The 14,070-nt window shown below is 70.2% G+C and carries 12 protein-coding genes; 5 read left to right on the top strand and 7 right to left on the bottom strand.

Going from position 1 to position 14,070, the window contains the following annotated elements; genetic code table 11:
• Positions 1-390 precede the first annotated feature (390 nt).
• The 4 genes from bioD to ACFVVM_RS28195 form a co-directional block, all read right to left on the bottom strand.
• Entirely contained in the window at positions 391-1,059 is a 669-nt protein-coding gene (bioD, locus tag ACFVVM_RS28210; protein ID WP_387624316.1) for a dethiobiotin synthase, read from the bottom strand.
• Positions 1,056-2,330: an 8-amino-7-oxononanoate synthase gene (locus tag ACFVVM_RS28205; protein WP_387624314.1), complete on the bottom strand. Its 1,275-nt coding sequence runs from the start codon at positions 2,328-2,330 to the stop codon at positions 1,056-1,058. The genes bioD and ACFVVM_RS28205 overlap by 4 nt, the downstream gene beginning before the upstream one ends.
• Positions 2,331-2,377: 47 nt before the next feature.
• Positions 2,378-3,655 (bottom strand): adenosylmethionine--8-amino-7-oxononanoate transaminase, encoded by a 1,278-nt coding sequence (locus ACFVVM_RS28200; protein WP_387624312.1) that lies wholly within the window; start codon positions 3,653-3,655, stop codon positions 2,378-2,380.
• A 71-nt stretch (positions 3,656-3,726) separates the two neighbouring features.
• Positions 3,727-4,161 carry a MarR family winged helix-turn-helix transcriptional regulator gene (locus ACFVVM_RS28195; protein WP_387624309.1) on the bottom strand — a complete coding sequence of 145 codons (435 nt, stop codon included), beginning with the start codon at positions 4,159-4,161 and terminating at the stop codon, positions 3,727-3,729.
• A 29-nt stretch (positions 4,162-4,190) separates the two neighbouring features.
• On the opposite strand from ACFVVM_RS28195, the gene ACFVVM_RS28190 reads away from it, so the two are divergent.
• From ACFVVM_RS28190 to treY, 3 genes are read left to right on the top strand one after another with little or no spacing between them, the layout of a single operon-like run.
• The gene (locus ACFVVM_RS28190) at positions 4,191-4,745 is read left to right on the top strand and encodes a cupin domain-containing protein (protein WP_387624306.1); all 555 of its coding nucleotides are present in this window, start codon (positions 4,191-4,193) and stop codon (positions 4,743-4,745) included.
• 58 nt (positions 4,746-4,803) lie between these two features.
• Entirely contained in the window at positions 4,804-6,924 is a 2,121-nt protein-coding gene (glgX, locus tag ACFVVM_RS28185; RefSeq protein ID WP_387624304.1) for a glycogen debranching protein GlgX, read from the top strand.
• Positions 6,925-6,932: 8 nt separating this feature from the next.
• Positions 6,933-9,353 carry a malto-oligosyltrehalose synthase gene (gene treY, locus ACFVVM_RS28180; RefSeq protein WP_387624302.1) on the top strand — a complete coding sequence of 807 codons (2,421 nt, stop codon included), beginning with the start codon at positions 6,933-6,935 and terminating at the stop codon, positions 9,351-9,353.
• A gap of 161 nt (positions 9,354-9,514) precedes the next feature.
• On the opposite strand, the gene ACFVVM_RS28175 is transcribed toward treY, so the two are convergent.
• On the bottom strand, positions 9,515-9,937 hold the full coding sequence (locus tag ACFVVM_RS28175; protein WP_387624299.1) for a hypothetical protein: 423 nt from the start codon (positions 9,935-9,937) through the stop codon (positions 9,515-9,517).
• A 33-nt stretch (positions 9,938-9,970) separates the two neighbouring features.
• Positions 9,971-10,324, bottom strand: a complete 354-nt coding sequence (locus tag ACFVVM_RS28170) for a nuclear transport factor 2 family protein (protein ID WP_387624296.1) — start codon at positions 10,322-10,324, stop codon at positions 9,971-9,973.
• A gap of 157 nt (positions 10,325-10,481) precedes the next feature.
• Here ACFVVM_RS28170 and ACFVVM_RS28165 point away from each other — a divergent pair, with 157 nt between their 5' ends.
• Positions 10,482-13,304, top strand: coding sequence for an AAA family ATPase (locus ACFVVM_RS28165; RefSeq protein WP_387624294.1), 2,823 nt, complete (start codon positions 10,482-10,484; stop codon positions 13,302-13,304).
• A 1-nt stretch (position 13,305) separates the two neighbouring features.
• Here the strand turns inward: ACFVVM_RS28165 and ACFVVM_RS28160 are convergent, their stop codons facing one another.
• Entirely contained in the window at positions 13,306-13,524 is a 219-nt protein-coding gene (locus tag ACFVVM_RS28160) for a hypothetical protein (protein ID WP_387624292.1), read from the bottom strand.
• Between the two features lie 97 nt (positions 13,525-13,621).
• Here ACFVVM_RS28160 and ACFVVM_RS28155 point away from each other — a divergent pair, with 97 nt between their 5' ends.
• Positions 13,622-14,056: a nitroreductase family deazaflavin-dependent oxidoreductase gene (locus ACFVVM_RS28155; RefSeq protein WP_387624289.1), complete on the top strand. Its 435-nt coding sequence runs from the start codon at positions 13,622-13,624 to the stop codon at positions 14,054-14,056.
• The last annotated feature ends 14 nt before the right edge of the window (positions 14,057-14,070 follow it).

The raw sequence follows: 14,070 nt of genomic DNA, 5'->3' as shown, positions 1-14,070 counted from the left end.
CCACGACCGGGGGGTACGCGAAGGCTGGAACCAATAATAATTATTGGCACTGACATTCATCGACACACTATTGAGTTCTCAAAGAACACACGCACACACTTCCACCCACAAACAAGTCGTTGGGGTTTCGGTGAGGCAAGGGTTCGTACTGTAGCTCAGACCATCCACCAGAAGCAAATCCCGGCTCGATGACCCTGAACACATGATCAGTCAGGCGCTCATCGTCCTACCTCGTTTCCCTGCACCGTAGCGGCCCTGGCGGGCTGCTCCTCGGCACCGGGTTGGTGTCCGTGTCGCTCTGACTCGAATAAAGTTACGCAGCGGCGAACACTAAGTCAAATCGGCTGGTCAATGGGGGTTTTCAGCGCACTTCGCACCGTCCGCCACCGATCATGGCCGCCAGCCGTCGGCGAACCAGCTCGGGGCTGCCGCGGTGAAGCGTTCACGGTCCCACTGACCGACGCCCGCGGGCACCGCGCCGAGCAGTTCGGTGTCGGTGACGCGGGGCAGATCGTCGCGGTTGCAGAGCGAGGCGAGGTCGGGTTCGGCCGGCCAGGCACCGATGACAAGTCCCGCGCAGGGCACGCCGGCCGCGGCCAGGGTGCGGGTGGTGAGTTCGCTGTGGTTGAGGGTGCCGAGTCCGGCGGCGGCCACGACGAGGGCCGGGGCACCCAGCTTCTGGGCGAGCTCGAGCAGCGTGTACTCCCCCATCCGGACCAGCAGCCCGCCCGCGCCCTCGACCAGGACGAGGTCGGCATCGGCGAGTTCGTCGATCGCGGCGACGGTCTCGGCCAGGCTCAGCAGGGGCATTCCCGCACGGCGGGCAGCGGTGTCGGGGGCCAGCGGGTCGGGGTAGCGGGCGAGTTCGACGGTTCGGGTCACCCCGGACAGGCGGGTGATCTCGGCGAGGTCGCCGGGTTCGCTGGCGGCGATGCCGGTCTGGGCGGGCTTGCACACCGCGACGGTGCGGCCCTCGGCGTGGGCCATCGCGGCGACGGCGGCCGTAACGACGGTTTTGCCGACATCGGTGGACGTGCCGGTGATCAGCAGGACGCTCACGCGGTCACCGCCGCTGTGCCGCGCACGTTCGCAACGGGAGCGCCCGTCGGTCCCGTACCACTCATGTTCGTGGGGATCTGGCCTGCAGCCGCCGCGACTGAGGCGCTGGTTTCCCTGCCCGCGGCCACAGGTTCCTTGCCTCGGGCGTTCGCGAGAACCTCGCGCAGGACCTCGGTAATCGTGTCGAGTTCGGTGGGAGTGAGGTTGGCGCGGGCGGTCAGGCGCAGGCGGGAGGTGCCTTCGGGGACCGAGGGTGGGCGGAAGCAGCCGACGTCGAGGCCGCGTTCGCGGCAGGCCTGGGCGGCGTCGAAGGCGAGTTGGGCTTCGCCGAGGACCACCGAGACCACGGCGGAGTCCGGGTCGGGGACTCCCGCGATGCGGGCGATGTCGGCGGCGCGGGCGAGGACCCGCGATGCCATGGCGGGGTCGCGGCGCAGGAGGCCGAGGGCGGCGCGAGCGGCGCCGACGGCGGCGGGTGCGAGGCCGGTGTCGAAGATGAAGGTGCGGGCCGAGTCGATGAGGTGGGCGCGGATTCTGGCATCGGCGAGCACGACACCGCCCTGGGCGGCGAACGCCTTGGACAGGGTCGCCGTGATGACGAGATCCGGTTCACCCGCCAGACCCATCTCGTGCACCAGGCCGCGACCGCCGACGCCCCGGACGCCGAGTCCGTGCGCTTCGTCGACGATCAGGACCGCGCCGTTGGCCCTGGTGACCCGGTGCAGATCGGCCAGCGGGGCGAGGTCGCCGTCGGCGCTGAAGACCGAGTCGGTGAGGACGAGTGCGCGCTCCTCGGTGCGTTCGGCGAGCAGTCGTTCGACGGCGGCGACGTCACGGTGCGGGGCGATCTCGACCCTGGCGCGGGAGAGCCTGCACGCGTCGACCAGGGAGGCGTGACTGCCCGCGTCGGAGACGACGAGGGTGCCGCGTCCGGCCAGCGCGGTGACGGCGCCGAGGTTGGCGGCGTAGCCGGAGGCGAAGACCAAACCTGTTTCCGCGCCGACGAATTCGGCGAGTTCGGTTTCGAGCAGGGCGTGTTCGGCGGTGGTTCCGGTGACCAGGCGCGAGCCGGTCGACCCCGCACCCCAGCGACGCACGGCGGCGATCGCGCCCTCGATCACCTCGGGGTGGCGGACCAGGCCGAGGTAGTCGTTGGACGCCAGGTCGATCGCGGGTGACTCGGCGGCACGCACCCGCAGGTGCCTGCGCAGCCCGGCGTCGACCCGCTCGGCCGCGCGCTCGTCCAACCAGCTCAACGGATCCGTACTCACAGCTGAGGAGCTTACTTGAACGCCGTTCAGGCGGGCGGGGCGCGGCATCATCCGACCGACGCTTTCACCGCCGCGCGCACGGCCGAGGTGATGGTGGCGATGTCGGCGGAGGTGCTGATGAAGGGGGGCATCGTGTAGACGAGATTGCGGAACGGGCGCAGCCAGGCGCCCGCGTCGACGGCGGCGTCGGTCGCGAGGCGCATGTCGACGGGTTCGTCGAGTTCGACCACCCCGATCGCGCCGAGCACCCGCACCTCGGTGACGCCGGGCAGGTCGGCGACGGGCGCGAGGCCCTCGGTCAGCTCGGATTCGATCCGGGCGACCTCACCGCGCCAGTTGCGCGAGCGCAGCAGTTCCACCGAGGCGACCGCGACAGCGCAGGCCAGCGGATTGCCCATGAAGGTCGGCCCGTGCATGAGGCCGCCGTGCGCCGAGCTGATCGTCTCGGCGATGCGGGTGGTGCACAGGGCGGCGGCGAGGGTGAGATAGCCGCCGGTCAGCGCCTTGCCCACGCACATCACGTCCGGGCTGACGCCCGCGTGGTCGGCGGCGAAGAGCTCACCGGTGCGACCGAAGCCGGTGGCGATCTCGTCGAAGATCAGCAGCACCTCCTGCTCGTCGCAGATGCGGCGCAGTTCCGTGAGATAGCGCGGATCGTGCCAGCGCATGCCGCCCGCACCCTGCACAACCGGTTCGACGATCACCGCGGCCAGTTCGTCGCGATGGGCGCGCACGGCCTGCTCGAGCTCGGCGACGTAGCCGGGCTCGAAGGTCCGTGGCGGGGCGGGGACGAACACCTGCTCGGTCAGTACATCGGTCCACAGGGTGTGCATGCCGCCTTCGGGGTCGCACACGCTCATCGGGGTGAAGGTGTCGCCGTGGTAGCCGCCGCGCCAGGTGAGCAGCCGGTGTTTGCCGCGCCGGCCGACGCCGCGCCAGTACTGCAGGCACATCTTCGCCGCGACCTCGACCGAGACCGAGCCGGAATCGCAGAGGAAGACCTTGTCCAGTCCGGCGGGCGTGAGTTCGACCAGCAGCTGGGCCAGGCGAACGGCCGGTTCGTTGGTGAGGCCGCCGAACATCACGTGGCTCATCCGCTGGGACTGGGCGAGCAGGGCCGCGTCGAGGACCGGGTGCCGGTAGCCGTGCACGGCCGCCCACCACGAGCTCATCCCGTCGACCAGTTCCCGGCCGTCGGCCAGGGTGAGCCGGGTGCCCGCCGCGCTCGCGACGACCAGCGGTTCGGTGGTCGCGGGGAAGCCGCCGTAGGGATGCCAGACGTGCTCGGCATCGAGGGCGCTGATCTGCTCGGGGGTCAGGTCCACTGGGTTTCCTCGTCGTCGCCCGGTGCCGCCGCGACGGCGGCCTTGAACAACGTTCAAGTTAGCAGTTGCCGTCAGTGGTGGTCGGGCGGATCGGCGATCGCGGCGGGCAGGCGGGCCAATGCGTCGCGGAGCCGGTCGAGTGATTCCGGGCCGAGCTCGGCCGCGATCGCCTGCTCGATTCGGCGGATGTGGTGCGCGGCGAGCGCGAGCGCCTCGCGGCCTGCCGCGGTGGCGACGACCAGACGGGCGCGGCGATCGGCGGGATCGGGTTCGCGCGCCACGTAGCCGCACCGTTCGAGGTGGGTGACCAGTTCGCCCATCGACTGCTGGGTCATCCCGGCGGCGTCGGCGAGTGCGGTCACCCGGGAACCCGCGGGGTCCAGGTAGCGAAACACCGCGTAGTGCGCGGGCCGCAGGTCGGCGCCGAGTCCGGCGCGCAAGAGCTGGTTCAGCTCACCCTCGTAGGCATCGGCGGCCTCGACCAACAGTTTCAGCAGGGATGACACAATAGGAAGGTTACCTTTATATTTGACCTATGGCCGACATCGGATCCGTCCGCACCTTCCGCAACGGGCATCGGGTCACCCTGATCGAACGCGGCGCCGACGAGCAGGGCGCCTATCTGCGCCTCGAACACGTCCTGCCGAGCACCGGCAGGCAGGCGGGCCCGCACTGGCATCCCGAACTGAGCGAGACCTGGACGATCCGGGCCGGGCGGGTGCGGTTCCGAATCGACGGCGTCGAGATCGTCGCGGAGCCTGGCCGGACGGTGACGGCTCCCCCACGCGCGGTGCACGAGTTCTGGAACGAGGCGCCCGACACGGTGCTCGATCACGTGATCCGTCCACCACTGCGGCACTGGGAGATGTTCGAGTTCTGGACCGGCCTGGACAACGCCGGCCGGACGACAGCGGGTCGGGTGCCGCGCAATCCCCTCGCCCTCGCCCTGCTGTGGGAGTACCAGGACGGCTATCTGGCCGGTCCGCCCGTGCTGCTGCAGCGCCTGGTGTTCGGCGGTCTCGCCCGGTTGGCACGGCGGACCGGATACGCGCGACGGCTGATCGCGAGCTTCGCCGGGGAACCGGGGTGATCAAGCACCCATCGCGCACCGCGCGCGGTCGAAGCCGGGATTCCACTACTGTCGTAGCATGTCGAGCCCGAACGACCGATCCGGTGAGGTGACCCCACTGGGTGTGTGGCCGGGGACGGCGTATCCGCTCGGCGCCACCTATGACGGCGCGGGCACGAACTTCTCGGTGTTCTCCGAAGTCGCCACCAAGGTCGAGCTGTGCCTGATCGCCAAGGACGGTAGCGAGACGCGCGTCGATCTCGACGAGGTCGACGGTTACGTCTGGCACGCGTATCTGCCCGCCGTCACGCCCGGCCAGCGCTACGGGTTCCGTGTCCACGGGCCCTACGAGCCGGAGCTGGGGCTGCGCTGCGATCCCAGCAAATTGCTGCTCGACCCGTACGGCAAGGCCTTCGACGGCGAGTTCGTCAACGATCCCTCGCTCTACACCTACGGCCTGGATTCGCTGGGCCACACCATGACCGGGGTGGTGATCAACCCGTTCTTCGACTGGGGCGCCGACCGGCCGCCGAACACGCCCTATCACGAGACGGTGATCTACGAGGCGCACGTCAAGGGCATGACGATGACGCACCCGGACATCCCGGAGGAGTTGCGCGGCACCTACGCGGGGCTGGCGCATCCGGCGATCATCGGGCATCTGAAGAGCCTGGGCGTGACCGCGATCGAGCTGATGCCGGTGCACCAGTTCTTCCACGATCACGTGCTCACCGATCAGGGCCTGCGCAACTACTGGGGCTACAACAGCATCGGCTATCTGGCCCCGCACAATCAGTACTCGGCCCGGCCACGCGGTGACGCGGCGGTCGCGGAGTTCAAGGCGCTGGTGCGCGCGATGCACGCCGAGGGCATCGAGGTGATCCTCGACGTGGTCTACAACCACACCGGCGAGGGCAATCACCTCGGGCCGACGCTGAGCCTGCGCGGGATCGACAATGCCGCGTACTACCGGGTCGACGACACCGACCCCGAGCTCTACAAGGACTACACCGGCACCGGCAACAGCCTCAATGTGCGGCATCCGCACACCTTGCAGCTGATCATGGACTCGCTGCGCTACTGGATCCTGGACATGCACGTCGACGGGTTCCGCTTCGACCTCGCCGCCACCCTGGCCCGCGAATTACACGATGTGGACCGGCTTTCGGCGTTCTTCGACCTGGTGCACCAGGACCCGGTGGTGAGTCAGGTCAAGCTGATCGCCGAGCCGTGGGACGTGGGCGAGGGCGGTTATCAGGTCGGCAACTTCCCGAGCCTGTGGACCGAGTGGAACGGCAAGTACCGCGACACCGTGCGCGACTACTGGCGCGGTGAGCCCGCCACGCTCGGCGAGTTCGCCTCCCGGCTCACCGGGTCCTCGGATCTGTACGAGTCCACCGGTCGACGGCCCGGCGCCAGCATCAACTTCGTCACCGCGCACGACGGCTTCACGCTGCGGGATCTGGTGTCCTACAACGAGAAACACAACGACGCCAACGGCGAGGACAACCGCGACGGCGAGAGCCACAACCGGTCGTGGAACTGCGGCGTCGAGGGCCCGACCGACGATCCGGAGATCCTCGCGCTGCGGGCCCGGCAGCAGCGCAATCTGCTGGCCACGCTGATCCTGAGCCAGGGCACGCCGATGCTCGCGCACGGTGACGAGATCGGGCGCACCCAGCTCGGCAACAACAATGTGTACTGCCAGGATTCGCCGCTGTCGTGGATGGACTGGTCGCTGGCGCAGACCAATGCCGAGCTGCTCGAGTTCACCCGCTCGGTGATCGCGCTGCGCACCGACCATCCGATCTTCCGGCGCCGCCGCTTCCTCGCGCCCGGTCCGGGGGACGGGAAAGGTCAGCGGCGCGAGATCGCCTGGTTCACCCCGGCGGGCGCGGAGATGACCACCGACGACTGGGACAGCGGCTTCGGCAAGTCCCTTGCCGTGCTGCTCGACGGCGACGGCATCGCCGAACCGGGACCGCGCGGCGAACGCATCTCCGACGACTCGTTCCTGCTGTGCTTCAATGCGCACGACGAAGCGATCGACTTCGTCCTGCCGGGGCCCGAGTTCGGGGCGGAGTGGACGCTGGCCCTTGACTGCTCGACCCCGACCGGCGCGGCCGAGGCGGTACACCGCGCGGACGCACCACTGCCCGTGCCGAGCCGCTGCCTACTCGTATTACGCCGAACCGCCTAGCCGAGACGATGACCGAGACCTACGTAACCGACCCGCTGACCCTGCTGCACCGCGCGCCCATCCGGCCGAGCACGGTGCGCAGTACCTACCGCCTGCAGTTGCGTCCCGACGCGCTCACCTTCGGCGACGCGCGCGCGATCGCCGAATACCTCCAGCAGCTCGGTATCTCGCACCTGTATCTGTCGCCGATCCTGACCGCGACACACGGGTCGACGCACGGCTACGACGTCACCGATCCGACCACGGTCTCCGCCGCGCTCGGCGGGCCGACCGGGCTCAAGGCGCTCTCGGACGAGGTGCGCAGTCGCGGCATGGGGTTGATCGTCGACCTGGTGCCCAATCATGTCGGCGTCGCCGATCCGCGGCAGAATCCGTGGTGGTGGGATGTGCTGCGCAATGGCCAGAAGTCCGGCTACGCCAAGTATTTCGACATCGACTGGAGTCCCGGTAACGGTGCGGGTGGACGGCTGGCGCTGCCGGTGCTGCAGAGCGAGAACGATCCGGCGGCGCTGACCGTCGACCGGTCCGGCCCGGAACCGATGCTCGCGCTGCACGATCTGCGGTTCCCGATCGCGCCGGGCACCGACGGGGACAACGCGCTGCGCATCCACGATCGTCAGCACTACCGGCTGGTGAGCTGGAAGGCAGGGGTGTGCACCTATCGCCGGTTCTTCGCGGTGAGCAGCCTGGCGGCGATCCGGCAGGAAGAGCCCGAGGTGTTCGAGGCCACCCACCGGGAGCTGGCCGCCTGGTGCGAGCACGATCTCATCGACGGCGTGCGCGTCGACCATCCGGACGGACTGGCGCATCCGAGCGCGTATCTGACCCGGCTGCGCAGGCTGATCGGTCCGCAGCGGCTGCTGCTGGTGGAGAAGATCCTGGCCAACCGTGAGCCACTGGACGCGACGCTCCCGGTCGACGGCACCACCGGCTACGACGCGCTCGCCGATGTCGGCGGCGTACTGATCGATCCTGCAGGCGAGGCCGCGATGACCGAGCTGTCCCAACACGTCGCCGGGCACGGCAGCGATCGGGCCTGGTTCGGCGAGACCGAGCACCGGATCAAGCGGGCGGTCGCGGAAACCATTCTGGCGCCGGAGATCCGGCGGTTGGTCGCGGCGATCAAACGCGACGGCAACGCGGGCAGCTTCGACACCCTGGCGGTGAGCAACGCGACGATCGAGGTGCTGGCCTTCATGCCGGTCTACCGGGTGGACTACGCGCCGCTGGCCGGGATCACCGCCGCGGTGGTCGCGGAGGTGGAGAAGCGCAATGCCGAACTGACCGTGCCGCTGTCGGTGCTGGTGACCGCGCTGTCGGTGGGTGGCGAGGCGGCCACCCGGTTCTCGCAGGTGTGCGGGGCGATCACCGCGAAGTCGGTCGAGGACACCATGTTCTATCAGGGGGCACGGCTGGTGTCGCTGCAGGAGGTGGGCGGCAATCCGGCGCGATTCGGCCACTCCGTCAACGACTTCCACCTGTCCAACAGCGAGCGCTCGCAGCGCTGGCCCGCCACCATGACGACCATCTCGACCCACGACACCAAGCGCGGCGAGGACGTACGGGCCCGGATCGGGGTGCTCTCGCAGGTGGCCGAGACCTGGTCGCAGCGGGTGCGGGGCTGGCTCGAGATCAGCCCGGCGCCGGACGGGGCGACGGCACTGTTCCTGTTGCAGAACATGTTCGGGGTGTGGCCCGCCGACGGACGGCCCGCCTCGTCGGTGCCGGGGCTGCGGGATCGGCTGCATCTGTTCGCGGAGAAGTCGATTCGCGAGGCGGGCACGAAGACCTCCTGGGAGGAACCCGACGCGGAGTTCGAATCGGCGGTGCACGGCTGGCTCGACACCGTCATCGACGGGCCCGTCGGCACCGGGATCGGCGATCTGGCCCACGAGATGGCGCCGCACGCGTGGTCGGATGCGGTGGCGCAGAAGCTGTTGCAGCTGTGCGGTCCCGGGATCCCCGACATCTATCAGGGCACCGAGCTGTGGGAGGACTCGCTCGTCGACCCGGACAATCGGCGGCCGGTGAACTTCGCTGTGCGAGCCGGGATGCTCCAATCACTCACCGACACACCGACTCTGGACACCACCGGGGCAGCGAAGATGTGGGTGGTCGCCTACGCGCTGTGGTTGCGGCGGGAGCGACCGGAGTGCTTCGTCGGCGGGATGTACCGGCCGCTGTACGCCATGGGCGAGCACGCGCACCGGCTCGTCGCCTTCGGGCGGGGGCCCGCAGGTGAGGCACCGGAGGTGATCGTGGCGGCGACCAGGCATTCGGTCGGACTCGCGACGACCGGCTGGCTCGACACCACACTGCCGCTGCCGGAAGGTAATTGGACCGATCGGCTGACCGGGAATTCGTTCGCGGGAAGTGTACGGCTCGACAAGCTGTTCACCCGGCTGCCGGTCGCGCTGCTCGTGCGCTGAACGGAACCGGGGGGGATCTGGACGAGCGATCACCAGGCGATAGTGGCGTCGGCTCTCGACCGATACTCACACCACGGCCTGGTGATCACCGGTCAAGCGACGGGGCGACGCAGCGAACGCGGGGCCACGAATCGTGGTCCCGCGTTCGTTGTGTGGGGTGGTCAGTGGGTGCGGCGCAGGCCCAGGTATTGCAGGGCCGCGAAGGCGCCGACGGTGATCGCCTGGAGGACGCCCCAGATCGAGCCGACCGTGGTGAGGCCGAGGGCGCCGGTGGCCACGGCCACCAGGCTGGCGAGCACCCAGGTGAGGTTGCCGATCGCCACCACCGACACCGCCGTGCGGTTGATGTGCGCGGGGCGGCCGACGAGGGCGACGGCGATGCCGTAGGCGGTGAGGAAGATGCCGATCGCGACGCCGAGCCGGGCGTCGAGGCCGAGCAGGCGTTCCAGCGGCTGGGCCAGTACCAGGTAGGCGAGGCCGTTGGCGCCGGTGACGACGGCGTCGAGGCGCAGCGAGACGCGCAGCAGGTTCTCGCCGGAGGCGAGCAGGGCGGACAGGCGGGACGGGGCGGTGGCGGCGGTCATGGCGATCTCCTGTGGTGCGAAGGGGGTGGTGGGTCAGGCGGTGGGGACCTGGTCGAGGAACCCGTAGACGTTGTCGATGCGGCCGTCGGTGAGCGTCGCGACGTCGAAGCCGATGACGACCGCGTCGCCGTCGGCGGGGCCGAGGCCCCAGGTGAAGCGCACCTGGTCGTGGTGGCCGTCGACCGGGCCCGCCAGGCGGAAGGTCCACTCGGGGAACTGGGCCTGCACGCCGGCGATGGCCGCATCGAGCTCGGCGTGCCCGGCGACGGCGACCAGCGGGTCGACGTAGCGGGCCGTCGGGGTGAACAGCTCGGTGATCGCGGCGCGGCGCGCGGCGGCGTCACGGGTGTTCCAGGCTTCCAGGTACTGTGCGACGACGGTGTTCATCTCGGCCTCCAAAACATGCTGTGAGCTGGTATTTCGCTGGTTGTTCCTGCGATGACACCTACGTTATGGGGCGCGGGGGGTCGGTCGAATCAGTCGCCTATAGGTACTTTTCCGGCGCGACTACTGCCGGTACCGGTACGGCGATACGGTGGTGCCCATGCTGCGCGGGCGCGAAATCGAACAGGCCAGGATCGATGAGCTGATCGCGGGGGCGCGCGCCGGTCGCAGCGGGGCGCTGGTGCTGCGCGGCGAGGCCGGGATCGGCAAGTCCGCGCTGCTGGACTACGCGGCGGCGCAAGATCTTCCGACGGTACGCAGTGCGGGCATCGAATCCGAGGCCGAGTTGCCGTTCGCGGCACTGCACCTGCTGATCCGGCCCGGAATGGAGCTGGTGCGCCAGTTGCCGCCCCGTCAGCGCGACGCGCTCGAGGCCGCCTTCGGCCTGGGCGATGGCACCCCGGCCGACCGGATGCTGATCGGCCTCGCGGTGCTCACGCTGCTGGCCGAGGAGGCGGCCGAGGGTCCGCTGCTGTGTCTGATCGACGATGCGCACTGGCTCGACCGCGCCACCGCCGAGGCCCTGCTGTTCGCCGCGCGCAGGCTCGACGCGGAAGGGGTGGTGATGCTGTTCGCGACCCGGCCCGGACCTGACGACTTCCCGGCGCCCGGGCTGCCCGAACTCGCGCTGGGCGGCCTGCGTCCGGACGCGGCCGCGGCCCTGCTCGACGCGGGCGGCGCGAATCTGTCACCGACGACCCGCTATCGACTGCTGACCGAGTCGGGCGGCAATCCGCTTGCGCTGCTGGAACTTCCGTCTGTGCTCGGCGAAACGGCAGTGGACGAAGTGAACCCGGTGCCGCTGACCCAGCGCCTGCAACTGGCATTCCACGGGCGGGTCGCGCGGCTGCCCACCGCCACCCGGACGGTGCTGCTGGTCGCCGCGGCCGTGGGCGCGCAGGACCTGGCGCCGGTCTTGCGTGCCGTCACCCTCCTCGGTGCGGAGCTGGCGGACCTGCAACCCGCGCAGGACGCGGGCCTGGTGAAAACCGACGGTCAGGCGCTGAGTTGGCGGCATCCGCTGCTGCGGGCGGCGGTGTACCAGGGCGCGGCGCTCACCGACCGGTTGTCCGCGCATCGCGCGCTGGCCGAGGCACTCGACGCCGAGGACACCGCCGATCTGCGCGCCTGGCATCTCGCCTGTGCCGCAACAGGTCCCGACGAGCGGGCTGCGAGCGCGCTCGAGGACACCGCCACGCGAGCCCGGATCCGCAATGGCTTCCACGGCGCGGTCGCCGCCTACGACCGCGCGGCGGCCCTGAGCGTCGATGTGCCTGCACGGACCCGGCGGCTCGTCCTCGGGGCCGAGACGGCGACCGAGGCCGGCCTCACCGACCAGGCCGCCCGCCTGGCCGACCGCGCGGCCGCCCAGTCCCCCGACGACACGCTCGAGTCCCGATTGGAGCTGGTCCGCGCGCAAACCGAGTTCGCCAGGGGAACAACAGGTTCCGCGCACCGGCGCCTGATGACCGCAGCCGTCGCCGCCCGCGGGGATGATCCGGGCGCCGCCGCCCGCATCCTCAGCCGAGCGGTACACACGGCCTGGTATCTCGGCGCCGCCGAGCTGGACGAGGTGGCCCAGGCGCTCGACACACTGACCCTGGACGACGACGACCCGATCACCCCGATCATGCGCTACCTCACCACCGCCGTCGCCGGGCGCCGCACGATCGCCCAGGGGGCTACAGACCGTGGCACACGCGACCCGGGCACGGGCACACGCGACCCCGACGCAGGCGATCCCGGCGCGACAGACATAAGTGCTGCCGACCCGGGTACGGCCGAACCATCCGGGCCGGGTGGGCGCGGGGTGGATCTGCGGACGGCGGCGGGGCGGGCGCGGGGCAATGGGGCCGACAGTCCGGCTGATCTGGTGCAGTTGTGTGGGAGCGGGCTGGTGGTGGGGCAGGACGCGCAGGTCGGTGAGCTCGCCGAGGAGCTGATCGGGGAGGCTCGGGAGCAGGGGCGGATCGCGTTGCTGGCGCCGCTGCTGTTCTTCCGGTCGGAGGCTCAGTTGTTCGAGGGCAGGCCGGGTGAGAGCCTGGTCGCGGCCGAGGAGGGGGTGCGGATCGCGGCCGATATCGGGCAGGCGCACTGGGTGAGTCAGCTCAGTGCGTTCCTGGCCTATCTCGCCGCGCTGCGTGGGGACGGGGAGTCCTGCCGGGTGCACGCCGAGCGCGCGGTGGCCGAGGAGTTCGGCGGTGCGGGGTCGGCCGGTGCCCCGTGGGCGCATGCGGCCAGGGCGCTGGCCGCGCTGGGCGCGGGGCGGCTGGAGCAGGCGCACGCCGAGCTCGAACATCTGACGGTCGAGCCGGCGCGGCATCAGGTGGTCGGGTTGCGCACGCTGGCCGACCGGATCGAGGTGGCGGCGCGGCTCGGCGCGACCGACCGGGCCTGCGAGGCGCTCGACCGGCTCACCGACTGGTCCGAACAGGCCGGTCAGGCGTGGATCGCGGCGCTGGCGGCCCGCGGGCGGGCGCTGGTGGCCGACGGATCGGCCGCCGAGGCGCACTTCGCGGCGGCGCTCACCGCGAACCGCCCGTTCGACGAGGCCCGCACCCGGCTGCTCTACGGCGAATGGCTGCGCCGCGACAAGCGCAAGGTGGATGCCCGAACCCAGCTGGAACAGGCGCTCGAGGTGTTCGATCGACTCGACGCGAGGCCATGGAGTGCCCGCGCGCGGACCGAACTGGGGGCGCTGGGCGTGGGGGTAGACGCGGCGGCGAGCTCGGGCGCGTTGAGCACGCTCACACCGCAGGAATCACAGATCGTGCGGTTGGCCGCGCAGGGGCTGTCGAATCGGGAGATCGCCGCGCGATTGTTCCTGAGTCACCGGACGGTCGGGCACCATCTGTACAAGGCGTATCCGAAGCTGGGTGTCGTCTCGCGGGGCGAGTTGAGCGCGCTCGATCTCGCGCCGTGAATCAGTCGCCGGTGCTGTGCGCGCGGGTGGCGCCGACGATCCAGCGCACCGCGGCGACGGCGGCACCGACCAGCACCGCGGTCTGCGGCGCACCGACGACGAGCAGCAGCAGGGCACCGACCACGAGCCCGGCGACCAGTGCCTCGAGCTTGTAGACCGGCCAAGCGCTGCCCGCGATGTCGACCGTCGCGGATGCTGCCGATGGGGTGACCACTGCCATGCACACAGGATAGACGCACATCAGAGTTCGGTCCACCGAACTCCAGGGTGGCGGCACTGTCGGGAACATCACCCCGTGCCCATTCGTTGTGCAGGTCATGCCATTGACAGGAGAGTACGCACCGAGCACTTCCGATTGGGCACGCAAACAGGCCGAGGCCTACGAGAGCTCCGGCGGAGCGGAGGCCACGTCCCTCCAGGGCAAGCCGGTCATCCTGCTCACCACCAAGGGCGCCAAGACCGGCAAGCTGCGCAAGACACCGCTCATGCGGGTCGAGCACGACGGTGAGTACGCCGTCGTCGCCTCGCTGGGCGGCGCACCGAAACATCCGGTCTGGTACTACAACATCGTCGCCGAACCGCACGTGGAACTGCGCGACGGCACCGTCAGCAAGGACTACACCGCGCGCGAGGTCTTCGGCGAGGAGAAGGCCCTGTGGTGGGACCGCGCCGTGCAGGTGTGGCCCGACTACGCGGAGTACCAGACCAAGACCGATCGCCAGATCCCGGTCTTCGTCCTCACCCCGCGCTGACCACTGGCGACCCC

The organism is Nocardia sp. NPDC058176 (assembly GCF_042883805.1).
Lineage (GTDB): Bacteria > Actinomycetota > Actinomycetes > Mycobacteriales > Mycobacteriaceae > Nocardia.
This window is presented reverse-complemented; position numbering and strand designations above follow the sequence as displayed.